Source organism: Herbaspirillum sp. Her2, assembly GCF_057961375.1.
Genome location: NZ_CM176331.1, coordinates 5,297,799 through 5,322,768, shown reverse-complemented (window position 1 = coordinate 5,322,768; position 24,970 = coordinate 5,297,799). Strand labels below are relative to the sequence as shown.

Here is a 24,970-nt window from a genome sequence, read left to right as displayed (position 1 = left end):
CCGCACCTCGCTTGCTTGAAACATCATTGCACTACCTTTTGCTTGCCTGTTGCCTGGCTTGAATCCTGACCATCGCCGGCATCATTGCTTGGCGATCTTTTCCTTGAGCCACTTCTCTACCGAGGGGAACACGAACTTGGACACATCGCCGCCCAGCTGCGCAATCTCGCGCACGATGGTGCCGGAGATGAACTGGTACTGGTCGGACGGGGTCAGGAACAGCGTTTCCACGTCCGGCAGCAGGTAGCGGTTCATGCCGGCCATCTGGAATTCGTATTCGAAGTCCGAGACCGCGCGCAGGCCGCGCACGATGACGCGCGCATTGTTCTGGCGCACGAAATCCTTCAAGAGGCCCGAGAAGCTCTCCACCTGCACATTGGGATAATGCCCCAGCACTTCGTTGGCAATCGACAGGCGCTCTTCGAGCGAAAAGAAGGGCTTCTTGTTCTTGCTGTCGGCTACGCCCACGACCAGCTTGTCGAACAATCCGGAAGCGCGGCGGACCAGGTCCTCATGACCGCGCGTCAACGGATCGAATGTCCCCGGATATACAGCTGTGACCATGGTGTCTCCTCTCCGGCTATTGAATCAGAAGGCGCATTATGCCTCAATTTGGGTGCCGCTTTTGCGTTGCAATAAATGATAGAAGACCATGCCGGCCTTGTCGGCGCGGACCACTTCCCAGTCCTGCATCCATTCGGGGGCCTGCTCGCCGTCGAGCGGATATTCGGCTTCGGCATAAACCAGTCCGGAGGGCGTGAGCAAAGGCATGCAGGCTGGCAACACTTTTTCCAGCCAGCCCTGGTGATACGGCGGATCGATGAAGACCAGGCCGTAGCCCGCGGGCTCGCGCTGGGCCGCGCTCTGCACGGCGGCCAGGGCGTCGCCACGGACGATGGCCAGCTTGTCGGCCTTGAGCTTGTCGCGGTTGGCTTCCAGCTGGCGCACGGCCGGGCTGCTGTTTTCCACCATCACCACGCGGCGCGCGCCACGGCTGGCGGCTTCGAAACCGAGGGCGCCGGAGCCGGCGAAGAGATCCAGGCAGGCCACTTGCTCCCAGGCGCCATCGATGAGATGGGTGATCCAGTTGAAGACGGTCTCGCGCACGCGGTCGGGCGTGGGACGCAGGCCTTCGGCGTCCAGCACCGGCAGCGGCGTGCGCTTCCACTGGCCGCCGATGATGCGCACCTGGTGCGGGCCACGGTTGACGGGCCGGGATGGCTTGCCGCCCTTGGAGGGCGCGCCATGGGAGGGGAGACTGCTCTTGCGCATGACTTTCCTTGCTGCTGACGGCGGGGCCGTCGACGGGATCGGAGGATCCCGTGATTCTCGAACGAAATGAACTAAATGATTTACTCGGCAGCTTCACCAACGATGACGGTGGACAATTCTTCCGGATGCACATGCTTGCGGAAGGCCGCGCGCACATCCTGCACGCTCACCGCGCGGATGCGTTCGATCCAGTGGTCCAGGTAATCCAGCGGCAGGCCATAGAAGCCGATCACCGAGAGGTTCTCCAGCAGCTTGGCATTGCTGTCGATGCGCAGGGCGAAGCCACCGGCGAGGTTGTCCTTGGCGGCCTTCAGTTCGGCGGCGGTCGGGCCTTCCTGCAGGAATTTGTCCAGCGTGGCGCGGGTCACGCGCAGCGCTTCGGCGGTCTGCTCCTTCTTGGTCTGCAGGCCGATCTGGAACGGACCCGGCTGCGCCAGCGGCGAGAAATAACTGTAGACGCTGTAGCTGAGACCGCGCTTCTCGCGCACTTCATCGGTCAGGCGCGAGACGAAACCGCCGCCGCCCAGCACGTAGTTGCCCACCGTGAGTGCGAAGAAATCATTGTCGCCGCGCTGGATGGCCGGGGCACCGATGAGGATGTGCGATTGCGAAGCCGGATGGGCGATGCGGCGCTCCACGCCCTTGGGCGCAGCCACTTGCGGCAGGGCCGGCAAGGCGCTGCCCTGCGGCAGTTCACGCGTGAGGGCGCTGGCGATGCTGCGCGCCTGCGCTTCGGTGATGTCGCCGATCAGGGCAATCACGGCGCGGTTGGCCACGTAGTGGGCGCGATGGAAGGCCAGCAGGTCCTCACGGGTGATGGCCTGCAGACTGGCTTCGCTGGCATCGACGGCATAGGGATGGCTGCCGTAGGCGGCTTCCATGAAGGCCTTCTCGGCGATGGTTTCGGGCTTGGTCAGTTCTTCCTTCAGATTGGCGATGGCCAGCGCACGGTCACGCTCCAGGCCCGCCTGCGGGAAGGCCGGATGGGCCAGCATGCGGCCCAGCAAACCCAGCGCGGCATCGCGCTCGGCGGGCGAGGACAGGCTGCGCAGGCTCACGCCGGCACGGTCCTGCCCGGCACCGCCATGCTGCTGGGCGGCGACATCGGCAAAGCCGTCGAGGATCTGGGCTTCGGTGAGTGCCGGCGCGCCGTTGGCGGCCTCCACGCCGCGCGTGAGGCTGGCCACGGTCAGCTCGGCCAGGCCGGCCTTCGCGGCGGGATCACGGCGCTGGCCGGCATCGAACTGCACGCTCACATCCAGCATGGGAATGGAGTGATTGGCCACGAACAGCACGCGCGCGCCATCGGGCTGGGTCCAGGACTGGATGGCCAGGGCCGCCGAAGCGGGAGCGCTGCAGAGGAAGGCCAGCGGGAGCAGCAGGAGAGGAAGAATTTTTTTCATGGAAACGGAAATCGAAAGCGACGGGGCAAGCGTGATGTCAGGCGTTCTGTTCAGGTTCAGGTGTAGCGGCGGGCTGTCCGCCCAGCCACTGCAGGATGGGCTGCCACTGGTCGAGATCGCGCTGCACGCGCGAGGGCGCGATATCCCACAGGGTCAGACCGTGTGCAGCCAGTTGCACGTAGTTCTGGGTATCGCGCAGATGGCCCAGCACCGGCAGCTTCAGGCCCTCGATGAAGCGCTGCAGCTGCTCGGCCGAGCGGGTGCGGGCATCGACCCGCATGCCGACGATGCCGACATCGATCTGGCCATCGCGCACCGCCTTTTCATTGGCCAGGCGGCGCAGGAAATCCTGGGTGGCCAGGATGTCGAAAATCGAGGGCTGCAGCGGCACCAGGATCTTGTCGGCCAGCTTGAGGGTATCGTTGAGACGCCAGCCATGCAGCCCGGCGGGCGTGTCCAGCACCACGTGGGTGCTGCCCTTGGGGGGCTTGGCGACGTAGTCCTCGTTGATGTCCCAGGTGCTGATGGGGCGCGCCTGTTCCGGACGGATCGACAGCCAGGCGCGCGAAGACTGCTGGCGGTCGATGTCGCCCAGCATGACGGCATGGCCAAGACTTGCGAAATAACCGGCCAGGTTGGTGGCCAGGGTGGTCTTGCCTACGCCTCCTTTGGGGTTGGCGACGACGATGACGGGCATGGTTTTCTCCGTAAAGAACAGAAGCCGATCGATCAGGAAAGGAAGAACTCAGCGACTTGGGCATCCCATTAAGCCTGCGTTAATGCCGTTCGATACAGCATTCATCCCGGCTTAATGGTGCAAAAAACGTCAATCCTCAATGCAACAGGCCGGGCGGCGGCGCGGCGGGCTTCTTGCCGTTCAGCGGCAGCGGGACCAGCGTGGCGACCGTGAGCGTATCGTCCTTGAAGTATTTCTGGGCCACCGCCTGCACCTGGGCGGCGGTCACGCTTTTGAGGCGGTCGATGATGCGGTCGATGTTCTTCTGGCCCAGGCCGGTGGTTTCCATCATGCCGATCTCCATGGCCTGGCCGAAAACGGAATCGCGCTTGTAGACCTGCGAGGCGATCAGTTGCGTCTTGACGCGCTGCAGTTCCTGCTCGGAGACGCCTTCGCTGGCGATGCGCTGCACTTCGGCGCGCAGCAGGCCTTCCAGCTGTTCGGTGGAAACGCCGTTGGCCGGGCTGCCTTCCAGCGTGAACAGCACCGGGCCGCGTGCTACACCGCTGTAGCTGGCACCGACTGCAGTGGCCTGGCTGGCGGTGCGGATCAGGTTGGCTGTCAGGCGGGCATTGTCATAGCCATCCAGCACGGCGGAGAGCACGTCGAGGGCGTAGGCTTCCTGGTCGGCTTCCACATTGCGCAGGGCGGGCACCTTCCAGGCCATCACGACATAAGGATTTTCAGCCGGTGCCTTGACGGTGACGCGGCGCAAGCCCAGTTGCTCGGGCTCGTTCTGCGGCTTGCCCTGGGGCACGGGGTGGGACGGGATCTTGCCGAAATATTTTTTGGCCAGGGCCAGCACGCGCTGGGCGTCGACGTCCCCGGCCACCACCAGGGTGGCGTTGTTGGGGGCGTACCACTGGCGATACCAGCCGGCGATGTCCTGCACCGTCATGTGCTGCAGGTCGTCCATCCAGCCGACCACGGGGTGGTGATAGGGGTGGGCGGTCCAGGCGGCGGCGTTCAGGGCTTCATTCAGCAGGCCCATGGGCTGGTCATCGGTGCGCCAGCGGCGTTCTTCCATGATGACGCGGATTTCCTTGGCGAATTCCTTGGCGTCGAATTGCAGGTTGGCCATGCGGTCGGCTTCGAGCGCCATCACCTTTTCCAGATGGCTCTTTTCGATCTGCTGGAAGTAGGCGGTGAAGTCATTGGCGGTGAAGGCGTTTTCCTGCCCGCCCAGCTCGGCCACCAGGCGGCTGAATTCGCCGACCTTGTGGTTCTTGGTGCCCTTGAACATCATGTGTTCCAGCGCATGCGATACCCCGGTGGTGCCGTTGAGTTCATCGATGCTGCCGACCTTGTACCAGACCATCTGCACCGCCGTGGGGGCGCGCCGGTCTTCCTTGACGACCACTTTCATGCCGTTGGCCAGCACGAATTCGCGCGCCGGCTCGGCCCGCACCTGCGCCGCCGTAGCGGCCAGGAGGCTCAGCAGGGCGGTGGCCAGGAGGGCTCTGATCTTCGATTTCATGGGCTGTGCTCTGATAAAATGCAGTATTCATTGACCCTGGCGGCCATGCGCGGGTCTTGTGGAAGGGCAATTGTAACCTGTCCACTGCGGTTGTCAGGGCAGCCACGCGCCTGCCGTCCCGCCCTCCCCCGCCCCGGCCGCAGCTACCATCCAGCCTATCCGCCATCCGATGTTCAGTTTTTTCAAAAGAAAACCCAAACCGGAAGCGCAACCCGCGCTGCCGCCCCAGGCCGAACCGGCAGCCCAGCCGGCCCCGGTGGTTCCGCCCCCGACTGAATCCGTTGCTCCTGCTCCTGCCGCTCCCGCTGCGGTTCAGCCACCAGTTGCCGCGCCTGCACCGGTAGCACCCCCAGCCCCGACGCCGATCGCTGACCCGGAGCCTGTGCCCCAACCCTTGACTGCCCCGGCCGCCCCCCCGGAGCCGGTGGCCGCCGTCGAAGAGGCCGCCGAAGAAGTCGAGATCGTCGCCGCGCCGGAACCGGCCCCAGAGGTCAAGCGCTCGTGGCTGTCGCGCCTGAAGGCCGGGCTGTCCAAGACCTCGAGCAACCTGACCACGCTGTTCGTGGGTGCGCGCATCGATGAAGACTTGTACGAGGAACTGGAATCGGCCCTGCTGGTATCGGACGCCGGCGTGGAAGCCACCCAGTGGCTGCTGGCCGAACTGAAGAAAAAAGTCAAAAACGAGCGCCTGACCGAAGCCGCCCAGGTGCGCACCGCCCTGCGCACCCTGCTGATCGACCTGCTGCAGCCGCTGCAGCGCCCGCTGGTGCTGGGCCGCGACAAGCCGCTGGTGATGATGATTGCCGGCGTCAACGGTGCCGGCAAGACCACCACCATCGGCAAGCTGGCCCTGCATCTGCAGGCGCACGGCCAGTCGGTGCTGCTGGCCGCCGGCGACACCTTCCGCGCTGCGGCCCGCGAGCAGTTGGCGGTCTGGGGCGAGCGCAACAACGTCCAGGTGATCGCGCAGGAATCCGGTGATCCGGCCGCCGTGGCGTATGACTCGGTGCATTCGGCGCAAGCCCGAGGCACCCATGTGGTGATGGTCGATACCGCCGGCCGCCTGCCGACGCAATTGCACCTGATGGATGAACTCAAGAAGATCAAGCGGGTCATTGCCAAGGCGATGAACTCGGCACCGCATGAAGTGCTGCTGGTCATCGACGGCAACACCGGCCAGAATGCGCTGGCCCAGGTCAAGGCCTTCGATGATGCGCTGGGGCTGACCGGCCTGGTGGTGACCAAGCTGGATGGCACCGCCAAGGGCGGCATCCTGGCCGCCATCGCCAAGACCCGCCCGGTGCCGCTGTACTTCATCGGCGTGGGCGAGAAGATCGAAGACCTGCAGCCGTTCAATGCCACCGAATTCGTCGATGCCCTCCTGAGTTGAACCGATGATTGAATTTACCCGGGTTTCCAAGCAATACGCGCGCGAGGTCTATGCCCTGCGCGACATTACGTTGTCGGTGAAGAAGGGCGAATTGATCTTTTTGGCCGGCCCTTCCGGTGCCGGCAAGTCCACGCTGCTGAAGATGATCGCGGCCATCGAGCGGCCCACTTCGGGCAAGCTCACCGTCAGCGGCACCGACATCGCGGGCTTGAAACCTTCCGGCCTGCCCTACCTGCGGCGCAACCTGGGGCTGATCTTCCAGCAGCAGAAGCTGTTGCTGGACCGCAATCTGCTGGCCAACGTGATGCTGCCGCTGATCGTGACCGGCTCTTCCCGCCCGGATGCGGAAAAGCGCGCCCGCGCCGCGCTCGACAAGGTCGACCTGCTGGAGAAGGCCATGTGCGAGCCGCTGGAACTGTCCGGCGGTGAGCAACAGCGCGTGGCCATTGCACGCGCCATCGTCAACCGTCCGCAGATCATTCTGGCTGACGAGCCGACGGCCAATCTGGACCGGGCCAATGCCAACAAGGTGCTGGCGGCCCTGAAATCCTTCCACGGCGTGGGCGTGACCTGCCTGATCTCGACCCACGACGAAAATTTCCTCACCGGTGCCGACCGCATCATCTACCTGGACCGTGGCCGCATTGTCGATGGCTGGCACAACGGCGTGGCCAATCCCGTGGAGGTGTCGCCATGAACTGGCTCCGACAGCATTTCGCCGCCATTGCGGACGCCCTGCGCCACCTGCTGCGCTCGCCGGGCAATTTCCTGTTGAACGTGCTGGTGGTCTCGATTGCGCTGGCGCTGCCCTTTGCCGGCCTCTCGGCGCTGGAAAACGTGCGCCCGATCTCGGAGCAGATGTCGGTGGAACCGGAGATCAGCATCTTCATGAAACCCGATGCCAGCCGCGAGGCCGCGCAGGCCGTGGGCAAGACCATCAGCCAGGTGTTGAAGGACAGCAACACCAATGGCAAGGTCGAGTTCATCCCGCGCGAAAAAGCCTTCGATGCGATGAAGAGCAAGACCGGCCTGGCCGACGTGCTCGCCACGCTGGGCAGCAATCCGCTGCCGGACAGCTACGTGGTGCGCCTGCCCGGCTTCGAGAACGCCATGAATGCCAGCCGGGTGGATGACATCGCCCAGCAGCTCAAGAAGCAGCCGGGCGTGGATACGGTGCAGATCGATTCCGAATGGGTCAAGCGCCTGGCGGCGCTGCTGCGCATCCTGCGGCTGGTGCTGCTGTTCCTGGGGATCACGCTGGGGGCGGTGGTGGTGGCGGTCGTTTTCAACACGATTCGCCTGCAGGTCATGACGCAGCGCGACGAAATCGAGGTCTCGCGGCTGTTCGGGGCGACCAATTCCTTCATCTATCGTCCGTTCTATTACACCGGCGCGCTGCTGGGCCTGTGTGCCGGCGCGGTGGCGCTGGGGCTGGTGGTGGCGGCACAGCAGCCGCTCAATGAAGCCATCCTGGACTTTGCTCACCTGTATGCGTCGGAATTCCAGCTGGCCCTGCCCAGCCCCATGGCCATCGGCCTGCTGCTGGCCATCAGCGGCTTGTTGGGCTTGTTCGGGGCGATGCTCTCGGTGCGCAGGCAGTTGGCCAGGAAGGCTTGAGCGCCAGCTCAGCCATCCGGTTCGCCAAGCCAGAAAGCCCGCTCATGCGGGCTTTCCTTTTTTGACAGGAACATTCACCTGATCCTGCTGCCCATACAATAAGAGCGGCGTCAGATCGTCTTCTACTTGAAGCCAAGTTCATTTGACCGGTTTACCACCCCCCCAGCACCGAAGCTTCCCAATGCAGGATGGCCATTTCCTGCGCCTTGCCCCTCACTTGGCGCGCTGCAAAAAAGTGTTACAAGTTTCTGGCCCCCTTTTGACCCCAATCGCAACTTTTGTCGCCCAAAGGCGACTAATATGAAGAGGAAGTAATGCAATGATTAGCTGAGCAGCAATAGTTCTTGGCTATCAACACCGCACCATCATGCAATTAGCACTCTTGGGTGACGAGTGCTAGAATACCTTATTGAATTGCTCCAGTTTTATCGGAGCACAGCACCAAACAGCGTCTGGCCACGTTGGCCGCGCCGGGGAAGTTGGCAACATTGCCCCCGGCAACCGAAGCATCCGCTTCCTACCGTTTCATACTGTTTCCGCAAAGGAACCAAGGAGAATCCATGAAAACTGCGTCTGCACACACTGCACTCATGCCTGCCGAGTCCAATGCACTCGCGCTGGGTTTTTCCGGCAGCCTGGGCAATATCGACGCGTATATCTCGGCAGTGAACCGCCTGCCCATGCTGACCCACGAAGAAGAGATCAAGCTGGCGCGCGACCTGCGTGAAAAGAACGACCTGGGCGCCGCTCAGAAGATGGTTCTGTCGCACCTGCGCTTGGTGGTGTCGATTGCCCGTGGCTATCTCGGCTACGGCCTGCCGCACGCCGACCTGATCCAGGAAGGCAATATCGGCCTGATGAAGGCCGTCAAGCGCTTCGACCCGGCCCAGAACGTGCGTCTGGTGTCTTATGCCATGCACTGGATCAAGGCCGAGATCCACGAGTACATCCTGAAGAACTGGCGTCTCGTGAAGGTCGCGACCACCAAGGCCCAGCGCAAGCTGTTCTTCAACCTGCGCAGCCACAAGGAAGGCCTGGACGCGATGACGCCGGCCCAGGTCGAGGCCCTGGCCAAGACCCTGGACGTCAAGCGCGAAGAAGTGATCGAGATGGAAACCCGTCTGTCCGGTCGCGACATCGCCCTGGAGTCGCCCACCGATGATGAAGATGACAAGTTCGCCCCCATCGCCTACCTGTCCTCCGACAATTCGGAACCGACCCGCGTGATCGAAGCCAAGCAGTACGACCGCCTGCAATCCGAAGGCCTGGAAGCGGCCCTGTCCAAGCTGGATGACCGTTCGCGCCGCATCGTCGAAGCCCGCTGGCTGGCCAATGACGACGGCTCGGGTGCAACCCTGCATGAACTGGCTGACGAGTTCGGCGTGTCGGCCGAGCGTATCCGCCAGATCGAAGCAGTCGCGCTGAAGAAAATGAAGACCGCGCTGCAGGCTTATTCCTGATCCGGATTTCATTCAGGTCAGCAGCAATGAAAAAGGCACCCTCGGGTGCCTTTCTTTTTATCCAAACGATTTATATCGTTTCAAGCCATCACGACAGCAGCAGCTTGATGTCATGCGCCAGCGTCTGCGGCCCTTGTCCGTGCTTGACGAACAGGCGGATGTGTCCCTGCGGATCGAATACGTAGCTGCCCGCCGTGTGATCCATCGTATAGCTGCCCGGCTGCTTGCCCGGCACCTTCTGGTAGAACACCTTGAATTCCTTGGCCACCTTCTCGGTCTGCTGCAGATCGCCGCGCAAGCCAAGGAAACGCTTGTCGAAGGCCGGCACGTATTGCGCCAGCACTTCCTGGGTATCCCGCTCCGGATCGACGGTCACGAAGAGCACCTGCACGCGGTCGGCGTCCGGTCCCAGTTCCTTCATGACGTTGGACATCTCGACCATGGTGGTCGGGCACACGTCCGGGCATTGCGTATAGCCGAAGAACATCACCACCACCTTGCCCTTGAAATCGGCCAGAGTGCGCGGCTTGCCGGTGTGGTCGGTCAGGGCGAAGTCCTTTGCGTAATCCAGCCCGGTGACATCGGTATTGTTGAACTTCAGTTCAGGCTTGGACGGCCCGCAGGCCGCCAGCAGCGTTGCGCAGCCAGCCAGCAGCAGCGCCGAGAGGAATCGTTTCATGCGTTCAAGGAATCAGAAACTGCGGAACAGGAAATAATGGTCCACCAGCAGCACCGCAAACAGGATGGACAGGTAGACGATCGAATAAGCAAAGGCCTTGCGCGCGATCAGGTCGGTGTAGTGGCGATAGATCTGCCACGAATACCAGAAGAAGATCGCACCCAGCACGATGGCGGTACCCAGGTAGATCAGGCCGCTCATGCCGATGGCGAAGGGCAGCATGCTCACCGCCAGCAGTGCAATGGTGTACATCAGGATGTGCAGCTTGGTGACATCCATGCCATGCGTGATGGGCAGCATCGGCAGGCCGGACTTGGCGTAATCGTCGCGGCGGTACATGGCCAGCGCCCAGAAGTGCGGCGGGGTCCAGATGAAGATGATCATCACCAGCACCCAGGCCTGCATCGGCACGTCATTGGCCATGGCCGCCCAGCCCAGCGCGGGCGGCATGGCGCCGGCCAGGCCGCCGATGACGATGTTCTGCGAGGTCGCCGGTTTCAGGATGATGGTGTAGATGATGGCGTAGCCGACGAAGGTGGCGAAGGTCAGCCACATGGTCAGCGGATTGACCAGGTTGTACAGCACCCACATGCCCAGGCCACCCAGCACGCCCGAGAACACCAGCGTCTGTCCCACCGTGATTTCGCCGCGCGCCATCGGACGGCGGGCGGTGCGGGCCATGCGCGAATCGATCTCGCGCTCGACCAGGCAATTGATGGCGAAGGCCGCGCCGGCAAGCAGCCAGATGCCCAGCGTGCCGAAGATGACCTTGCGCCAGTCCGGCAGGTCAGGCGTGGAAAGGAACATGCCGATCACGGCACAGAACACTGCCAGCTGCGTCACGCGCGGCTTGGTCAGTGCCCAGTACTGGGCGATGCGGTTGGGTTGGGCGGTCAATGTGGTCATGGCGTGACGGGCCGGGCGGATGCTGGTGGAGCAGCGGCGGCCAGGCCGGAGGGTGCGTAACGGACCTTGTAGTTTAACATGACCATCAGGATGACCAGCAGCGCCGCGCCGCCGTTGTGGATCACCGCAATGGCCAGCGGCCAGTTCAGATAGATGGTCGCCAGACCAGTACAGAGCTGCAAACCCAGCACCGTCAGCATCCAGCGGGCGGTCTTGCGCAAGCCTTCATCACGCAGTGCGCGGTGTGCCAGCCATACAACATACAAGATGACGACAAAGGCAAAACTGCGATGCACCCAGTGGATCGCGGTCAGCGCTTCCACCGGCAGGTAGTCGCCCGAGGAGGTCATGCCAAGATGCCGCCAGAGGGTGAAGCCATGTTCGAAGTCCATCTCCGGCACCAGCTGGCCATTGCACAGCGGGAAATCGGAACAGGCCAGCGCCGCGTAATTGGTGCTGACCCAGCCGCCCAGCGCGATCTGCAAGCCCAGCAAGGCCGCGCCGATGGTGGCCGGCGCGATCAGCGCGCGGCCTGCGGGCGAGACCGGCACATGCTGCTCCTGCCGCGCCCCCAGCCAGGCCAGCATGGCCAAGAGCGTCAGGCCCAGCAGCAGGTGGATGGTGACGATGATCGGTTGCAGCTTCATGGTCACGGTCCACGCACCGAAGGCGCCCTGCAGGCAGACGAAGCCCAGCAGTGCCGTCGGGAACCAGGGACGGAACTGCAGTTCGGTCTTGCCCGACTTGATCCAGCGCCGCCAGGCGGCCACCATCAGCACGATGATGAGGAAGCCCACGGCCATGGCGAAATAGCGGTGGATCATTTCGATCCAGGCCTTGGCCCAGGTCACCGGACCAAACGGCATGGCCTCCTGCGCGGCATTGATGTGCTCATGCGCCAGCAGCGGATTGGCATGGCTGTAGCAGCCCGGCCAGTCGGGACAGCCGAGGCCCGAATCGGTCAGGCGCGTGAAGGCCCCGAACATGATCAGGTCGAAGGTAAAGAACAGCGTCACCCACACCAGCTTGCGGTATTTGTTGGCCACGCCCTGTGCGCGCCACACCAGCGCCAGCGGAATCAGGGCCACCACGAGCCCGGTCAGGCCCAGTTGTATCAGCGTCGTTGCATTCATCTTGAGTCAAACGTGCGTCACTGCGCGCAGGGGATCCATCCGCATCAGCCGATGGAGGAAGCGCGCAGCAATTTGGAAATGTCCTTCTTCATCTTGCCGGGATCGGGGTCCTTGGGGAAGCGCATCATCAGGTTGCCCAGCGGGTCGATCAGGTAGATGTGGTCTTCGGCCGAGGTGCCGGCATCGGCCGGCAACCAGGACTGCAATTTGCCAGCGTCAACCCGAAGGATATCGGTTCCGTCGAATTCGCGCAGGAGCATGGTCGCAATCGGCGCGCGATCCGTCACCAGCCATACGCGCTCGATGCGCTCCATTTCCTTGCCTTGCATCAGCCGCAGCTGGCGCATGGTCAGCAGTTTCTTCTGGCAGGGTTCGCCGCAGTCGCCGCGATCGACCTGCAGCATCACCCACTTGCCCTTGTAATCCTGCAGCTTGGCCGGACCGCCATCGATGGCACTGCTGCCCAGATCCGGAATCGGATACTGGCGCGGATCGATCAGCGCACCATAGTTGTTGCGGCTCTGCGGCTTGATCACGTAATAGGTGAGGTAGGAAGCGATGAGCGGTGCGGCACACACGGCCACCACCGCCAGCATCTTCCAGCGGCCGATGCGGCGGCGGCGCGCCTCGTCGATGGATGCGGCTTGCGCGGATTGTGGAGCTTCAGGCTTTGTCATGACGACCACGTTTGAATCCTGTCACGATGAAAAAAAGAAGAGCCATGCCCGCCAGTGCATACCACTGCACGGCATAGCCGCGATGACGATCGATGCCCAATGAAGGAGCGGGCCAGTCGCGCACCAAGGTATCGCCCGCCGCCCCGCCCTGCTCGATCACCAGCGGTGCGAGCGGCACCCCGCTGGCCTTGGCCAGTGCCGGCACATCGAGATTCTGCAGGATGGCTTGCGGACGCGGCGCATCGGCCGTCCCCAGTTGCAGCACATGCCCGGCATCGCGGCGCAGGATGCCTTCCACCTCGGTGACTCCTGATGGCGGCGGCACCTGCGGCACACGCGTGCGATCGGACGCATCGCGCGGAGCCCAGCCACGTGCCACGACCACGGCCGGTCCACTGCCCTCGGGCTGGAACAGCGTGAGGACATGGAAACCGACTACGCCGTTGTAGGGGCGGTTCTCCAGATACAGCGTCCACTGCGGAAGATAGTGGCCGCGCAGGCGGATCTGTCGAAACTCCGCATCGCTCGCATCAACCGGCAGCGCACTCAGAGGAGCCTCGCTGCCCCGCGCCTGCATGCGCTGCTGCAAGCCCAGCTTTTCCTCGGCGCGATGCGTCTGCCACTGGCCCAGCGCAATGCCGGCGGCAGCCACGACCAGCGTGGCGCAAAACGGGATGAGGCGAAAAACGAATCGGGTCGGCATCGATGAAGTTTGGCCTTACAATGAAGCGCACACAGGACAAGAAAAAATCTTGCATATCAGCGTCGCAGCATACCGCATGCACGCCTTCGGAGACAGGGTTCCATCCTCATGAAAATCATCGTCGCCATCGCCTTCATCCTGATCCTGGCCAGCCTGGCCTCGGCATTGATCTTCCTGATGCGCGACAAGGGCAAGAGCAATCGTACGGTCCAGGCGCTGACGCTGCGGGTCGGCTTCTCGGTAGCGCTGTTCCTCTTCATCCTCCTGAGCTACAAACTGGGCTGGATACAGCCGACCGGCATCCGCTGATGTCATCCTCACGGGTCGCATGAAAAAGCCGCACCGAAGTGCGGCTTTTTCATTGCGCAGGCGGTGCCCGCCTTACAGCCAGTACACCACCACATACAGGCCCAGCCACACCACGTCCACGAAGTGCCAGTACCAGGCCGCGCCCTCGAAGGCGAAGTGGTTGGTGGGTGTGAAATGCCCGCGCAGCACCCGATACAGCACCACCGACAGCATGATCGCACCCATGGTCACGTGGAAGCCATGGAAGCCGGTCAGCATGAAGAAGGTCGAGCCGTAGATGCCGGAGGTGAGCTTGAGGTTGAGCTCGCTGTAGGCGTGGATGTATTCATAAGCCTGGAAGCCCATGAAGACCGCGCCCAGCAGAATGGTCAGGAACAGCCAGACGGCCGTCTGCGCACGATGGCCGGCGCGGATGGCATGATGCGAGATGGTCAGCGTCACGCCCGAGGTCAGCAGCAGCAAGGTGTTGATGGTCGGGATCGGGAACGGACCCATGGTGGTGAAATTCTCCACCGTACCGGCCGGGCCGATATTGCCCCACTGCCCGGTGAAGTCGGGCCAGATCACCTTGTGGTCCAGATCGGCCAGCCACGGCATGGTGATGCTGCGCGCATAGAACAGCGCACCGAAGAAGGCCGCGAAGAACATCACCTCCGAGAAGATGAACCAGCTCATGCTCCAGCGATAGGAAAGATCGATGCGCTCGCTGTAGAGGCCCGACTCCGATTCGCGGATCGCATCCCCGAACCAGTAGTACAGCACCACCAGCACCATCAGGATGCCGAGGATATTGACGTAGGGCGCCCACGAGACGCCATTGACCCAGGCCGAGGCCCCGATCATGGTGATGAGCATGGAAATGCCCGCCATCATCGGCCAGCGCGACGGGCCTGGAACGAAATAATGGGGTGCCTTGGCTTGTTGAGAACTCATGTTCTTCTCCCGGTACGAAATCCGATTGTCCTGGCCTGGGCAAGAGCAGCAAACATGGGCATTAAGCTGCGTTGAATGCTCTTGCGATACAGGGTTTACGTTTCCTTAATGCTCTTTTTCGGTCAGTCTCATCCACCTGCCGCGCTGCGTACCACCAGCTTGACGATGCTCACCAGCACGGTCACGAAGATCACCGCACCGAGAATGCCGGCGATGATGACGTGCACCGGATTCAGCCGTGCTGCATCCGACTCGTAATCCTTGCGCTTGCGCACGCCGAAGAAGGACCAGAACACCGCCTTCATCGTCGCGCCGAAGGAGGCCTTGCGCCGGGCCGCCTGTTTCAGCTCATCGTTCACACCCGCTCCTCGGGGCTGGTCAGCCCGCCGTCTTGGCCTTGCCGTTGATCTCGAAGAAGGTATAGGACAGCGTGATCGTGGTCACTTCCTTGGGCAGCTTGGGGTCGATATAGAACACCACCGGCATCTGCTTGGCCTGGTTTGGTCCCAATGTCTGCTGCGTGAAACAGAAGCACTCCACCTTCTTGAAGAAGGCCGCCGACTGCAGCGGTGCATAGCTCGGGATGGCCTGTGCATCCACATTGCGCGGCTGGGTGTTGACCACTTCGTAGGTGACCTGCGTCATCTCGCCGGGGTGCACCTGCATGCTGGCCACCGTCGGGCGGAAGCGCCACGGTCCCTGTGCATTGCCATCGAACTCCACGGTGATGGTGCGCGTCTTGTCGATCTGCGTATTGGCCGGCGCTTCCACCGTCACATCCTTGGGCGTGAGGAAGTTCACGCCGGTCACTTCGCAGATCTTGCGATAGACCGGGATGAGCGCATAGCCAAAGCCGAACATCAGCACCGCCACCACCAGCAGCTTCCTGAACATCACGCGGTTCAGGCCGCGTGATGTCGTCTCTTCCACCTGATCGTCATCTCTGCTCATTTGGCAAACCAGATGCGGTTGATGAAGATGCCGACGAAGAAGGCCAGCGCCACCAGCCCCAGCAGCAGGCCGGTGCGCAGGTTGTTGGGTTTCTTGCGTTCGGTCATGAGGGTTGCCTTTGCATTAGGGGCGATGACTTGTGTTATCCACAGGCGATTACTTCACCACCGGTGGTTCTTCGAAGGTGTGGAAAGGCGCCGGGCTGGGCACGGTCCATTCCAGGCCCTCTGCACCTTCCCAGGGCTTGGCTTCGGCTTTCTTGCCACCCTTGATCGAGGGAATCACCACGAAGAACAGGAAGTACACCTGCGACAGCCCGAAACCGAAGGCGCCGATGGAGGCGATCATGTTGAAGTCGGTGAACTGCGCCGGGTAATCCGCATAGCGGCGCGGCATGCCCGCCAGCCCGAGGAAGTGCATCGGGAAGAAGGTGATGTTGAAGGTGATCAGCGAGGCCCAGAAGTGGAACTTGCCGCGCCATTCGTTGTACATGAAGCCGGTCCACTTCGGGCCCCAGTAGTAGTAGCCGGCGAAGAGCGCGAACAGCGATCCGGCCACCAGCACGTAGTGGAAGTGCGCCACCACGTAGTAGGTATCCTGCATCTGGATGTCGATCGGCGTCACCGCCAGGATCAGGCCGGTGAAGCCGCCCATGGTGAAGACGAAGATGAAGCCCACCGAGAACAGCATCGGCGTCTCGAAGGTCATGGAGCCGCGCCACATGGTGGCGATCCAGTTGAAGATCTTCACGCCGGTGGGCACGGCGATCAGCATGGTGGCGTACATGAAGAACAGCTGCGCCGTCACCGGCATGCCGGTGGTGAACATGTGGTGCGCCCAGACGATGAAGGACAGGATCGCAATCGAGGCCGTCGCATACACCATCGAGGCATAGCCGAACAGCGGCTTGCGCGCGAAGGCCGGGATGATCTGCGAGACGATGCCGAAGGCCGGCAGGATCATGATGTAGACCTCGGGGTGGCCGAAGAACCAGAAGATGTGCTGGTACATCACCGGGTCACCACCGCCGGCGGCGTTGAAGAAGGAGGTACCGAAGTGACGGTCGGTCAGCGTCATGGTGATGGCACCGGCCAGCACCGGCATCACGGCGATGAGCAGGTAGGCGGTGATGAGCCAGGTCCAGCAGAACATGGGCATCTTCATCAGCGTCATGCCGGGCGCGCGCATGTTGAGGATGGTGACGATGATGTTGATCGAACCCATGATGGAAGAGGCACCCATGATGTGCATGGCGAAGATGCCCATGTCCATGCCGGGGCCCATCTGGGTCGACAGCGGTGCGTACAGCGTCCAGCCGGCCGCGGTGGCGCCGCCCGGCACCAGGAAGGAACCGGCCAGCAGGAGCGCGGCCGGCGGCAGCAGCCAGAACGAGAAGTTGTTCATGCGCGCAAAGGCCATGTCGGACGCCCCGATCTGCAGCGGGATCATCCAGTTGGCGAAGCCCACGAAGGCCGGCATGATCGCACCGAACACCATCACCAGGCCGTGCATGGTGGTCAACTGGTTGAAGAATTCAGGACGGAAGAACTGCAGGCCCGGCTGGAACAGCTCGGCCCGGATCAACAGCGCCAGCACGCCGCCCGAGAGCAGCATGGTGAACGAGAACCACAGGTAGAGCGTACCGATGTCCTTGTGGTTGGTGGCAAAGAGCCAGCGCCGCCAGCCGTGCGGATGGTCGTGCGCGTGGTCATCGTGAGCGTGCCCATGCCCGTGATCGTGGGAATGATCGGGGGCGTGATCGGCGGTGGTAGTCATGTCCGGTTCTCCAAACGATTACTTGCGGGCGGCCAGGATTTCGGCCGGCTGCACGATGTTTTCCTGGGCCTTGTTGGACCAGCTGTTGCGCGTGTAAGTGATCACGGCGGCGATTTCGGTGTCGTTCAAGACACCCTTCCAGGCCGGCATGGCGTTCTTGCCGTTGAGCAGGATGTGGATCTGGCCATCCTTGGGGCCATTGACCACGGCACTGCCGTCCAGCGCCGGGAAGGCTCCCGGCACGCCCTTGCCGTTGGCCTGGTGGCAGGCCACGCAGTTGGCTGCATAGACCTTCTCGCCGCGCTGCTTGAGCTCATCCACCGTCCAGACCTTGCTGGGATCGTCGGCCTTGGCGGCCATTTCCTTCTTCTTGCCCTCGACCCATTTCTTGTAGTCGTCATCACTGACCACGTTGACCACGATGGGCATGAAGGCGTGATCCTTGCCGCACAATTCCACGCACTGGCCGCGATAGGTACCGATCTTCTCGGCGCGGAACCAGGTGTCGCGCACGAAGCCGGGAATCGCATCCTGCTTCACGCCGAAGGCGGGGATGGTCCAGGAGTGGATCACGTCATTGGCGGTGGTAACGATGCGCACCTTCTTGTTGACGGGCACCACCACCGGATTGTCGACTTCGATCAGGTAGTTGTCGTTTTTCTTCAGGGTAGGATCGGTGACCTGCTCGCGCGGCGTGGCCAGGCTGGAGAGGAAGGAGATGCCCTCACCATCGCCCTTGAGATAGTCATACCCCCACTTCCACTGCATGCCGGTGACCTTGATGGTGAGGTCGGCGTTGGAGGTGTCCTTCATGGCCACCACGGTCTTGGTGGCCGGCAGGGCCATGCCGATGACGATCAGGAAGGGCACCACGGTCCAGGCGATTTCCACGGTCGTGCTTTCGTGGAAGGACGCGGCCTTGTGGCCGACCGACTTGCGGTGCTTGATGATGGAATAGAACATCACCCCGAAGACCGCCACGAAGATGACCAGGCAGATGATCAGCATCAGGATGTGCAGGTCATAGATCTGCTCGGCGATCTTGGTCACCGGTGGCTGGAAATTCATCTGCAGCACGGCCGGTCCGCCCGGACTATCCACCACTGCCCAGGCCGGCAAGCCGGCCGCCAGCAGCGAGGCACCGAGGGTCAAGGATTGAAGGCGCTTCGCAAGTTTCATGGATTTCCTCAAAAGCCCAAAATTATAAGAATGAGAGTGCTGCCACCCCGCCACCCCTGGCGGCCAGTTCCTGTTGCAGCTCCTGCACCAAAGCGCGCCGCTGCCACAAGCTCATGAACCGGCCAATTTCCACGCGCTGCCCCCGGCTTTCCAGGGCCACCAGCGACTGCCGGCCCACAGGAAAAGCGATGCGCATGCCATGCAACTGCAAGCTGCTGCGGTGCGAACGACTACCCTGGATGACTTCCACCTCCAGGCCATGATCGGCCAGCACCAGCACTTCGCGATCGGTGGCGTGACGGGCGTAGACCAGCATGGCCGCGCCCACCGCTACCAGTTCAATGCATGAAAAAACCAGGATGATCCAAGCGCCGCGCAGCGTGAAGCCCAGCGCGACCGTGAGTGAAACCGTACAAAGGACTGCGAAGACCCACGCCAGCTGGCGTGGCGCAATCGAACAATTGCGCTTCAATATCCATTCCCGCGTCTCCATGGCACCTCGCCAGCATGATTGTCGGTCGAGCGTGTCTCTGTCTCTTACCGCAGGGGATGCTCACTGGATGCGGGCCAGCCCGTTCTTGCCGGGGGCCGTCTTGCGTGGGGCGCACTCCGTGGCTATCCGTTTTGCGGTCTTTATTTATTCTTGCTATTCGTTCGTACTGGAATTTCTTTGTGTGAATTTTTTTACCCATTTGAGTATAAGGGCTAACGTCGCCATGGATCAAGCACGCACCGCCGCATTGACAACGGTGGCGCCTGCGGGCTGTCCGGCGGGCCGGGATAGCGGCAGCAGAGCCGCCAGGGGCGCGGCTTTGCGGCGATATGAAGGCTTCGGCAGGAACAGGCAGGGCGTAACGATACAGCAACTATCTGGCAGGCCAGATAGAGCTGGGCGACTAAGCCTTATATGAAGTTTCGACTATCGCGGCGGGCGTTCGAAGCGAATGATGCTCTCGCCGGCCGCGGTGGTCTTGGGCACCGGACGGAAGGCGTGGCCGTAGACGACCTCGAAGGTCAGCGGGATCTTGCCGTCGGGCTTGCGCATGGCCTCGAAGGCCGCCAGCAGGCGCTGGTACTGGCTGCGGCTCATCATGCTGCGGCGCCGCGATTCCAGCGGATTGCCACCCCAGGCGCGCACGTCTTCCAGCAGGCGCTGGGGCGTTTCGTAGGTGACGGTGATGGTTTCCATGTCCATCACCGGTGTGGAAAAACCGGCATTGACCAGCATGTCGCCGAAGTCGTGCATGTCGACGAAGGGCAAGGTGTGCGGTGCAAGATCGATTTGTTCGAAGGCGCTGCGCACTTCGCGCAGGGTATCGGGGCCGAAGCAGGAAAACATCAGCAGGCCCTCCACCCGCAGCACGCGCCGCCACTCGGCAAACACGCGGTCGGGCTGGGGATGCCAGTGCAGGGCCAGGTTGGACCAGACCAAGTCCAGCGCGTTGGCGCCCAGCGGCAGGCTGGCGAAGTCGGCGCAGGCCAGTTCCGGCCCGCCGGCACCCGGACCGGAACCGAGCCACTTGTTGATGGAGCCGAACAGGCGGTTCATGGCCGTCTGCGCGCCGCGCTGGTGGTCGGCGGCCTTGGCCAGCATGCCGTAGGCGCCGTCCAGACCGATCACCTGCGCCTCCGGATAGCGTTTCTGCAGCACCGGCAGGTCGGCCCCTTCGCCGCATCCGGCGTCCAAGACTTCACGCGGGGCGATTTTCACCAGGGCCAGGCGCTCCTGCATGCGGGCCGAGACTTCGCGGCGCAGGAAATCGGATTCGGCCACGCGCTGGGGCTGGCCGAAACGGCGGCGCACCAGGGGCAGGTCGATGGGAGCACTCAGCTTGGCGCTGGCAGAAGGGGGCGGCAGGGACATGGGCAACGGAACAGGAAGATGGACTGCGCAGCAGCGTGGCAAGCTCGGGCGGCCAGCAGAGGGGCGCCGATCCACGGGGCTGATGCGATAATGCGCGTAGTTTAGTCGAAATCCATTTTTCCCGGGCGCACCTCGCATGGATCTCAAATCCCCCAAACCCGCTGCACCATCGCCCCAGGCCAAGCCTGGCACCGCCTATCGCGCCGTCGGCGGCAAGCCGGCCCGGCCGGGCAAGCCATCCGGCCCCGGCTGGCTGCAGCGCCTGCTGGCCCATATGCCGCAACTGTTGCCGTCGTCCTGCGCGCTGTGCGGCGCGGCCGGACGCGAGACTCTCTGCGCGCCCTGCCACAAGCGTTTCTACACGCGCCAGCACCGCCGCTGCATCCAGTGCGCCCTGCCCATGCCGGTCACCGGCAAGGAACTGCGCTGCGGTGCCTGCCTCAAGGACCGCCCGGCCTTCGACGCCACCATCGTGGCCACCGATTATTTCGCCCCGTCCGACCAGCTGGCGCTGGCCCTGAAGTTCGGCGGCGACCTGCGCCTGGCACCGCTGCTGGCGCGATTGATCTTCGATGCCACGCGCCGCAATCCGGTGCCGGGCAGCGACGTGCAGCTGCCGATGCCGGTCTTGCTGGCCCCGGTGCCGCTGGGATTGGCGCGATTGCAGGAACGCGGCTTCAACCAGGCGCTGGAAATTGCCCGGCCGCTGGGCAAGCTGATGGACATCCCGGTGCAGCCGCGCCTGCTGGAACGCAAGAAGGAAACCGATGCCCAGTCGGCCCTGCCGGTCGGGGCTCGCGCGCGCAACGTGCGTTCGGCCTTCGCCCTGCCGTTCGCGGCCATGGACCAGGTGCGCGGGCTGCATGTGGGCATCGTCGACGATGTCATGACCACCGGCGCGACCTTGAATGAAGTGGCGATCGTGCTCAAGCGGCACGGCGCCCGGCGCGTGACCAACCTGGTCTTTGCGCGCACCCTGCCGACCTGAAGCGGGCCGGCCATCCTTTACATAGCAGGAGAATTGTTTGTTCCACGTCGTCCTGGTCGAGCCGGAGATCCCTCCCAATACCGGCAACATCATCCGCCTGTGCGCCAATACCGGCGTGCAACTGCACCTGGTGGAGCCGCTCGGCTTCCCGCTCGATGACGCCAAGATGCGGCGCGCCGGGCTGGATTACCACGAATACGCCAACATGCAGGTGCACAAGGACTGGGACCAGTTCCTGGCCCATCGCCGCCAGGATCCGCAGTTCGATGAGGCGCGCATGTTCGCCATGACCACGCATGGGTCCACGCCCTTTGCCGGCCTGGCCTTCCGTCCGGGCGACACCTTCGTGTTCGGCTCGGAAACGCGCGGGCTGGCACCGGAGCGGCGTGAATCCTTCCCCACGGCACAGCGCATCCGTCTGCCGATGCGGCCGGGCAATCGCAGCATCAACCTCTCCAATACGGTGGCGGTGGTGGTGTATGAAGCCTGGCGGCAGAATGGCTATGACGGTGGCAGCTGACGATCCGCTGCGCCCATGAAAAAACGGCTCCCGAGGGAGCCGTTTTCGTTGGCAGGGCAGATCAGCCCAGCAACAGGGCGTCGTCCGAGAGCTTCTCGCCGCGCGTCTGCTCGAACATCTTGAGCAGGTCCGGCACGTCCAGCCCGGCGCGTTCGGGGCCGGAGACATCCAGCACCACGCGGCCCTGGTGCAGCATCACGGTACGGTCGCCGTAGTCCAGCGCCTGGCGCATGCTGTGGGTCACCATCATGGTGGTCAGCTTGGCCTCGGAGACGATCTTGGCCGTCAGTTCCAGCACGAAGGCGGCCGTCTTCGGGTCCAGCGCGGCCGTGTGTTCATCGAGCAGCAGGATGCGCGAAGGCTGCAGCGAAGCCATCAACAGGCTCACCGCCTGGCGCTGGCCGCCCGAGAGCAGGCCGATACGGTCGGTGAGGCGATTCTCCAGGCCCAGGTTGAGGATGGCCAGCTTCTCGCGGAACAGCTCGCGCATCTTGCCACGAATGGCGAAGTTGAAGCCGCGGCGGCGGCCACGGGCCATCGCCAGCGCCATGTTCTCCTCGATGGTCAGCGCCTCGCAGGTACCGGCCATCGGATCCTGGAACACGCGCGCCACCATGCCGGCGCGATCCCACGCCTGCTTGCGGGTGACGTCGGTGCCGTCGATTTCGATCTTGCCGGTATCGACCAGCAGATCACCGGAGATGGCGTTGAGGAAGGTCGACTTGCCGGCGCCATTGGAGCCGATCACGGCCACGAACTGGCCGGTCGGGATTTCCAGCGAGAGGCCGCGCAGGGCCGGGTTCTCGATGGGCGTGCCGGGATTGAAGGTGATCTTGAGATCGGTGGCTTTCAACATTTCAGGCTCCCTTTCTCAGCAGTTTCAGTTTGCGCTTGCCCATGGGCAGCACCAGCGCCAGCATCACCAGCACGGCCGTCACCAGGTTCAGGTCCTGCGCCTGCAAGCCGACGAAGTCGCTGTTGAGCGCCAGGGCAATGAAGAAGCGATACAGGATCGCGCCCAGGATCACCGCCAGCGTGGTCCACACCAGGCGGCGCGCCGGCAGGATGTTCTCGCCGATGATGACGGCAGCCAGGCCGATGACGATGGTACCGATGCCCATGGAGATGTCGGAACCGCCCTGGGTCTGCGCAAACAGGGCACCGGCCAGGGCCACCAGGGCATTGGCCAGGGCCATGCCGGCCAGCGTCGCGCGGCCGGTGGCGATGCCTTGGGCACGCGCCATGCGGGCATTGGCGCCGGTGGCGCGCATGGCCAGGCCGATCTCGGAAGAGAAGAACCAGTCCAGCAGCAGCTTGGCGCCAGTCACCACCACCAGCAGGATCAGCGGTCGGGCCACGTAGTCGGGAATCGAGCCCGGCTGCAGGATGGTGAAGATGGTCGGCTCGGAAATGAGCGGCACGTTGGGCTTGCCCATGACGCGCAGGTTGATCGAGTACAGCGCGATCATCATGAGGATACTGGCCAGCAGGTCCATGATCTTCAGGCGCACGTTCAGCCAGGCGGTGATGAAACCGGCCAGCGCACCGGCCAGCAGCGCGACGAAGGTGGCGAGGAAGGGATTGAAACCGGCTGCGATCATGGTGGCGGCCACGGCACCGCCCAGCGGGAAGCTGCCGTCGACGGTCAGGTCAGGGAACACCAGGATGCGGAAGGAAATCAGCACGCCGAGGGCCACCAGACTGAAGATCAGGCCGATCTCCAGGGCGCCCAGGAGGGTATACAGCGACATAAAAAGGACTTTCTAAAAAAAACACATTCGGCACGGCGCGGTACGCCAATGCCGAATGTCTTCTGCGTGGCGCCGGCGCTGCACGGGTGGTGCCGCGCCGGCGGTGCATGGCCGACGAATCAGACTGCGGTCATGCTCTGTTTCAGTTGAGGACCTTGGTGGCCGACTTCAAAAACTCCGGCGACAGGGTCACGCCCTGCTTCTGCGCCGCCGAGGTATTGACGTACAGCTCAAGATTCTTGACCGGCGACGAAGCGATCTCGCCGGCCTTCTCGCCCTTCAGGATACGGGCCACGACCTTGCCGGTCTGGCGGCCCATGTCGTAGAAGTTCACGCCCAGGGCGGCCACGGCACCGCGCTTGACGCTGCCGGTGTCGGAGGCGATCAGCGGGATCCTGGCGTCATTGCAGACCTTGGCCAGCGACTCGAAGACCGAGACCACGTTGTTGTCGGTGGTGGTGTACATCACGTCGATCTTGCCGATCAGGCTCTTGGCGGCCGGGGCCACGTCCACCGAACGGGGGGCGGCGGCTTCCACCAGGGTCAGGCCGGCTTTCTGCAGCTCGCCCTTGAGGTTGTTCAGGGCCGACACGGAATTGGCTTCGCCCGGATTGTAAACCACGCCCACACGCTTGGCCTCGGGCACCACGCGCTTGATGATCTCGACCTGCTTGACCGGGTCCAGCATGTGCGACAGGCCCGTCACGTTGGTGCCGGACGGCTTCCAGTCCTTGACCAGCTGCGCGGCCATGGGATCGGCGATGGCCGAGTAGACGATGGGGATGCTCTTGGTCGCGGCCACCATCGGCTGCGCCGACGGGGTGCCGATGGCCACGATCACGTCGGGGTTGTCCCCCACGAACTTCTTGGCGATCTGGCCGGCCGTACCGGCATTGGCCTGGGCGCTCTGGAAATCCCACTTCAGATTCTTGCCGGGCTCGAAGCCCTCGGCGATCAGTTCATCCTTGGTACCGTCCCGCACGGCGTCCAGCGCCGGGTGTTCGACGAAGGAGGTGATGGCCACCACCTTCTCGGCGGCCAGGGCCGACGCGCAGATGGCGCTCAGGGCGAGCGCGCCGGCGATGGCGCGCAATGACTTCGATACTGCAAACATGGTCCTCTCCTCGTTCATGGTGGTCAGGCCTCGGCGTTCCTCTCGACCGGGCCCGTTATGCGTATGGGCAGATCTTGCTACGTTGCTGCGTTGTTGCGGCCAGATACGGAAGATCCCGCATGGCAGCGGGAT

28 protein-coding genes are annotated in these 24,970 nt (G+C 63.2%); 7 read left to right on the top strand and 21 right to left on the bottom strand.

Annotation, left to right across the window (positions count from 1 at the left end):
* Positions 1–81: 81 nt before the first annotated feature.
* The 5 genes from coaD to ACWHXP_RS24145 all read right to left on the bottom strand — a co-directional run bounded on the left by coaD (position 82) and on the right by ACWHXP_RS24145 (position 4,888).
* A complete protein-coding gene (gene coaD / locus ACWHXP_RS24165) occupies positions 82–564 on the bottom strand; it encodes a pantetheine-phosphate adenylyltransferase (protein ID WP_006461533.1) in 483 nt (160 codons plus the stop codon).
* 36 nt (positions 565–600) lie between these two features.
* A complete protein-coding gene (rsmD, locus tag ACWHXP_RS24160) occupies positions 601–1,272 on the bottom strand; it encodes a 16S rRNA (guanine(966)-N(2))-methyltransferase RsmD (RefSeq protein WP_489634867.1) in 672 nt (223 codons plus the stop codon).
* 80 nt (positions 1,273–1,352) lie between these two features.
* A complete protein-coding gene (locus ACWHXP_RS24155; protein ID WP_134136930.1) occupies positions 1,353–2,675 on the bottom strand; it encodes a M16 family metallopeptidase in 1,323 nt (440 codons plus the stop codon).
* A 37-nt stretch (positions 2,676–2,712) separates the two neighbouring features.
* On the bottom strand, positions 2,713–3,372 hold the full coding sequence (locus ACWHXP_RS24150; protein WP_489634868.1) for a nucleotide-binding protein: 660 nt from the start codon (positions 3,370–3,372) through the stop codon (positions 2,713–2,715).
* 136 nt (positions 3,373–3,508) lie between these two features.
* Positions 3,509–4,888 carry a M16 family metallopeptidase gene (locus tag ACWHXP_RS24145; RefSeq protein WP_121040478.1) on the bottom strand — a complete coding sequence of 460 codons (1,380 nt, stop codon included), beginning with the start codon at positions 4,886–4,888 and terminating at the stop codon, positions 3,509–3,511.
* A 169-nt stretch (positions 4,889–5,057) separates the two neighbouring features.
* Between ACWHXP_RS24145 and ftsY the strand changes: the two genes are divergently transcribed.
* The 4 genes from ftsY to rpoH all read left to right on the top strand — a co-directional run bounded on the left by ftsY (position 5,058) and on the right by rpoH (position 9,355).
* Complete coding sequence (gene ftsY / locus ACWHXP_RS24140) at positions 5,058–6,278, top strand: signal recognition particle-docking protein FtsY (RefSeq protein ID WP_134136932.1); 1,221 nt, start codon at positions 5,058–5,060, stop codon at positions 6,276–6,278.
* Between the two features lie 4 nt (positions 6,279–6,282).
* Complete coding sequence (locus ACWHXP_RS24135; RefSeq protein WP_121040482.1) at positions 6,283–6,975, top strand: cell division ATP-binding protein FtsE; 693 nt, start codon at positions 6,283–6,285, stop codon at positions 6,973–6,975.
* Positions 6,972–7,895 (top strand): permease-like cell division protein FtsX, encoded by a 924-nt coding sequence (gene ftsX, locus ACWHXP_RS24130; RefSeq protein ID WP_034330663.1) that lies wholly within the window; start codon positions 6,972–6,974, stop codon positions 7,893–7,895. Before ACWHXP_RS24135 ends, ftsX begins: the two co-directional genes overlap by 4 nt.
* A 560-nt stretch (positions 7,896–8,455) precedes the next feature.
* Entirely contained in the window at positions 8,456–9,355 is a 900-nt protein-coding gene (rpoH, locus tag ACWHXP_RS24125; protein WP_121040486.1) for an RNA polymerase sigma factor RpoH, read from the top strand.
* Between the two features lie 88 nt (positions 9,356–9,443).
* Here rpoH and ACWHXP_RS24120 read toward each other — a convergent pair whose 3' ends face one another.
* The 5 genes from ACWHXP_RS24120 to ACWHXP_RS24100 are packed head-to-tail and all read right to left on the bottom strand — an operon-like array spanning position 9,444 to position 13,453.
* Positions 9,444–10,034 carry an SCO family protein gene (locus ACWHXP_RS24120; protein ID WP_034332698.1) on the bottom strand — a complete coding sequence of 197 codons (591 nt, stop codon included), beginning with the start codon at positions 10,032–10,034 and terminating at the stop codon, positions 9,444–9,446.
* A gap of 12 nt (positions 10,035–10,046) precedes the next feature.
* Positions 10,047–10,940, bottom strand: coding sequence for a heme o synthase (gene cyoE / locus ACWHXP_RS24115; RefSeq protein WP_489634869.1), 894 nt, complete (start codon positions 10,938–10,940; stop codon positions 10,047–10,049).
* Positions 10,937–12,073 carry a COX15/CtaA family protein gene (locus ACWHXP_RS24110; protein ID WP_134223500.1) on the bottom strand — a complete coding sequence of 379 codons (1,137 nt, stop codon included), beginning with the start codon at positions 12,071–12,073 and terminating at the stop codon, positions 10,937–10,939. Before ACWHXP_RS24110 ends, cyoE begins: the two co-directional genes overlap by 4 nt.
* A gap of 44 nt (positions 12,074–12,117) precedes the next feature.
* On the bottom strand, positions 12,118–12,750 hold the full coding sequence (locus tag ACWHXP_RS24105) for an SCO family protein (RefSeq protein ID WP_489623887.1): 633 nt from the start codon (positions 12,748–12,750) through the stop codon (positions 12,118–12,120).
* On the bottom strand, positions 12,737–13,453 hold the full coding sequence (locus ACWHXP_RS24100; protein WP_489634870.1) for an SURF1 family protein: 717 nt from the start codon (positions 13,451–13,453) through the stop codon (positions 12,737–12,739). Before ACWHXP_RS24100 ends, ACWHXP_RS24105 begins: the two co-directional genes overlap by 14 nt.
* A gap of 108 nt (positions 13,454–13,561) precedes the next feature.
* Between ACWHXP_RS24100 and ACWHXP_RS24095 the strand changes: the two genes are divergently transcribed.
* A complete protein-coding gene (locus ACWHXP_RS24095; RefSeq protein ID WP_006461519.1) occupies positions 13,562–13,762 on the top strand; it encodes a twin transmembrane helix small protein in 201 nt (66 codons plus the stop codon).
* Positions 13,763–13,834: 72 nt separating this feature from the next.
* Here ACWHXP_RS24095 and ACWHXP_RS24090 read toward each other — a convergent pair whose 3' ends face one another.
* The 8 genes from ACWHXP_RS24090 to ACWHXP_RS24055 form a co-directional block, all read right to left on the bottom strand.
* Complete coding sequence (locus tag ACWHXP_RS24090; protein ID WP_489634871.1) at positions 13,835–14,695, bottom strand: cytochrome c oxidase subunit 3; 861 nt, start codon at positions 14,693–14,695, stop codon at positions 13,835–13,837.
* Positions 14,696–14,823: 128 nt separating this feature from the next.
* Positions 14,824–15,000, bottom strand: a complete 177-nt coding sequence (locus tag ACWHXP_RS24085) for a DUF2970 domain-containing protein (protein ID WP_166675599.1) — start codon at positions 14,998–15,000, stop codon at positions 14,824–14,826.
* Between the two features lie 73 nt (positions 15,001–15,073).
* The gene (locus tag ACWHXP_RS24080) at positions 15,074–15,646 is read right to left on the bottom strand and encodes a cytochrome c oxidase assembly protein (protein WP_039783803.1); all 573 of its coding nucleotides are present in this window, start codon (positions 15,644–15,646) and stop codon (positions 15,074–15,076) included.
* A complete protein-coding gene (locus ACWHXP_RS24075) occupies positions 15,643–15,753 on the bottom strand; it encodes a cytochrome oxidase small assembly protein (RefSeq protein ID WP_209532642.1) in 111 nt (36 codons plus the stop codon). Before ACWHXP_RS24075 ends, ACWHXP_RS24080 begins: the two co-directional genes overlap by 4 nt.
* Before the next feature lie 49 nt (positions 15,754–15,802).
* Positions 15,803–17,422, bottom strand: coding sequence for a cytochrome c oxidase subunit I (ctaD, locus tag ACWHXP_RS24070; protein WP_034332709.1), 1,620 nt, complete (start codon positions 17,420–17,422; stop codon positions 15,803–15,805).
* Positions 17,423–17,440: 18 nt separating this feature from the next.
* Entirely contained in the window at positions 17,441–18,601 is a 1,161-nt protein-coding gene (coxB, locus tag ACWHXP_RS24065; protein WP_489634872.1) for a cytochrome c oxidase subunit II, read from the bottom strand.
* A 22-nt stretch (positions 18,602–18,623) separates the two neighbouring features.
* Positions 18,624–19,094 carry a DUF2244 domain-containing protein gene (locus ACWHXP_RS24060; protein WP_121040498.1) on the bottom strand — a complete coding sequence of 157 codons (471 nt, stop codon included), beginning with the start codon at positions 19,092–19,094 and terminating at the stop codon, positions 18,624–18,626.
* Between the two features lie 426 nt (positions 19,095–19,520).
* Positions 19,521–20,465: a methyltransferase domain-containing protein gene (locus tag ACWHXP_RS24055; RefSeq protein ID WP_489634873.1), complete on the bottom strand. Its 945-nt coding sequence runs from the start codon at positions 20,463–20,465 to the stop codon at positions 19,521–19,523.
* 136 nt (positions 20,466–20,601) lie between these two features.
* Here ACWHXP_RS24055 and ACWHXP_RS24050 point away from each other — a divergent pair, with 136 nt between their 5' ends.
* Positions 20,602–21,453: a double zinc ribbon domain-containing protein gene (locus ACWHXP_RS24050; protein ID WP_489634874.1), complete on the top strand. Its 852-nt coding sequence runs from the start codon at positions 20,602–20,604 to the stop codon at positions 21,451–21,453.
* A gap of 37 nt (positions 21,454–21,490) precedes the next feature.
* A complete protein-coding gene (locus ACWHXP_RS24045; RefSeq protein ID WP_489634875.1) occupies positions 21,491–21,973 on the top strand; it encodes a tRNA (cytidine(34)-2'-O)-methyltransferase in 483 nt (160 codons plus the stop codon).
* Positions 21,974–22,034: 61 nt separating this feature from the next.
* Here the strand turns inward: ACWHXP_RS24045 and ACWHXP_RS24040 are convergent, their stop codons facing one another.
* The 3 genes from ACWHXP_RS24040 to ACWHXP_RS24030 all read right to left on the bottom strand — a co-directional run bounded on the left by ACWHXP_RS24040 (position 22,035) and on the right by ACWHXP_RS24030 (position 24,838).
* Positions 22,035–22,829, bottom strand: coding sequence for an ABC transporter ATP-binding protein (locus ACWHXP_RS24040; protein ID WP_034331301.1), 795 nt, complete (start codon positions 22,827–22,829; stop codon positions 22,035–22,037).
* A 1-nt stretch (position 22,830) separates the two neighbouring features.
* Positions 22,831–23,724, bottom strand: coding sequence for an ABC transporter permease (locus ACWHXP_RS24035; protein WP_489634877.1), 894 nt, complete (start codon positions 23,722–23,724; stop codon positions 22,831–22,833).
* A gap of 142 nt (positions 23,725–23,866) precedes the next feature.
* Positions 23,867–24,838 carry an ABC transporter substrate-binding protein gene (locus ACWHXP_RS24030; RefSeq protein ID WP_343742682.1) on the bottom strand — a complete coding sequence of 324 codons (972 nt, stop codon included), beginning with the start codon at positions 24,836–24,838 and terminating at the stop codon, positions 23,867–23,869.
* Positions 24,839–24,970: the final 132 nt, after the last annotated feature.

Excerpts from the sequence above, each read along its gene's own strand:
- ACWHXP_RS24095 (WP_006461519.1), top strand. The coding sequence starts at position 13,562 with ATGAAAATCATCGTCGCCATCGCCTTCATCCTGATCCTGGCCAGCCTG.
- ACWHXP_RS24085 (WP_166675599.1), bottom strand. The coding sequence starts at position 15,000 with ATGAAGGCGGTGTTCTGGTCCTTCTTCGGCGTGCGCAAGCGCAAGGAT.
- ACWHXP_RS24145 (WP_121040478.1), bottom strand. The coding sequence starts at position 4,888 with ATGAAATCGAAGATCAGAGCCCTCCTGGCCACCGCCCTGCTGAGCCTC.
- ACWHXP_RS24050 (WP_489634874.1), top strand. The coding sequence starts at position 20,602 with ATGGATCTCAAATCCCCCAAACCCGCTGCACCATCGCCCCAGGCCAAG.
- ACWHXP_RS24120 (WP_034332698.1), bottom strand. The coding sequence starts at position 10,034 with ATGAAACGATTCCTCTCGGCGCTGCTGCTGGCTGGCTGCGCAACGCTG.
- ACWHXP_RS24060 (WP_121040498.1), bottom strand. The coding sequence starts at position 19,094 with ATGGAGACGCGGGAATGGATATTGAAGCGCAATTGTTCGATTGCGCCA.
- ACWHXP_RS24035 (WP_489634877.1), bottom strand. The coding sequence starts at position 23,724 with ATGTCGCTGTATACCCTCCTGGGCGCCCTGGAGATCGGCCTGATCTTC.
- ACWHXP_RS24075 (WP_209532642.1), bottom strand. The coding sequence starts at position 15,753 with ATGACCGAACGCAAGAAACCCAACAACCTGCGCACCGGCCTGCTGCTG.
- ACWHXP_RS24100 (WP_489634870.1), bottom strand. The coding sequence starts at position 13,453 with ATGCCGACCCGATTCGTTTTTCGCCTCATCCCGTTTTGCGCCACGCTG.
- ACWHXP_RS24040 (WP_034331301.1), bottom strand. The coding sequence starts at position 22,829 with ATGTTGAAAGCCACCGATCTCAAGATCACCTTCAATCCCGGCACGCCC.
- ftsY (WP_134136932.1), top strand. The coding sequence starts at position 5,058 with ATGTTCAGTTTTTTCAAAAGAAAACCCAAACCGGAAGCGCAACCCGCG.
- cyoE (WP_489634869.1), bottom strand. The coding sequence starts at position 10,940 with ATGACCACATTGACCGCCCAACCCAACCGCATCGCCCAGTACTGGGCA.
- ctaD (WP_034332709.1), bottom strand. The coding sequence starts at position 17,422 with ATGACTACCACCGCCGATCACGCCCCCGATCATTCCCACGATCACGGG.
- coaD (WP_006461533.1), bottom strand. The coding sequence starts at position 564 with ATGGTCACAGCTGTATATCCGGGGACATTCGATCCGTTGACGCGCGGT.
- coxB (WP_489634872.1), bottom strand. The coding sequence starts at position 18,601 with ATGAAACTTGCGAAGCGCCTTCAATCCTTGACCCTCGGTGCCTCGCTG.
- ftsX (WP_034330663.1), top strand. The coding sequence starts at position 6,972 with ATGAACTGGCTCCGACAGCATTTCGCCGCCATTGCGGACGCCCTGCGC.
- ACWHXP_RS24155 (WP_134136930.1), bottom strand. The coding sequence starts at position 2,675 with ATGAAAAAAATTCTTCCTCTCCTGCTGCTCCCGCTGGCCTTCCTCTGC.
- rpoH (WP_121040486.1), top strand. The coding sequence starts at position 8,456 with ATGAAAACTGCGTCTGCACACACTGCACTCATGCCTGCCGAGTCCAAT.
- ACWHXP_RS24150 (WP_489634868.1), bottom strand. The coding sequence starts at position 3,372 with ATGCCCGTCATCGTCGTCGCCAACCCCAAAGGAGGCGTAGGCAAGACC.
- ACWHXP_RS24030 (WP_343742682.1), bottom strand. The coding sequence starts at position 24,838 with ATGTTTGCAGTATCGAAGTCATTGCGCGCCATCGCCGGCGCGCTCGCC.
- ACWHXP_RS24105 (WP_489623887.1), bottom strand. The coding sequence starts at position 12,750 with ATGACAAAGCCTGAAGCTCCACAATCCGCGCAAGCCGCATCCATCGAC.
- ACWHXP_RS24110 (WP_134223500.1), bottom strand. The coding sequence starts at position 12,073 with ATGAATGCAACGACGCTGATACAACTGGGCCTGACCGGGCTCGTGGTG.
- ACWHXP_RS24080 (WP_039783803.1), bottom strand. The coding sequence starts at position 15,646 with ATGAGCAGAGATGACGATCAGGTGGAAGAGACGACATCACGCGGCCTG.
- ACWHXP_RS24055 (WP_489634873.1), bottom strand. The coding sequence starts at position 20,465 with ATGTCCCTGCCGCCCCCTTCTGCCAGCGCCAAGCTGAGTGCTCCCATC.
- ACWHXP_RS24135 (WP_121040482.1), top strand. The coding sequence starts at position 6,283 with ATGATTGAATTTACCCGGGTTTCCAAGCAATACGCGCGCGAGGTCTAT.
- ACWHXP_RS24090 (WP_489634871.1), bottom strand. The coding sequence starts at position 14,695 with ATGAGTTCTCAACAAGCCAAGGCACCCCATTATTTCGTTCCAGGCCCG.
- rsmD (WP_489634867.1), bottom strand. The coding sequence starts at position 1,272 with ATGCGCAAGAGCAGTCTCCCCTCCCATGGCGCGCCCTCCAAGGGCGGC.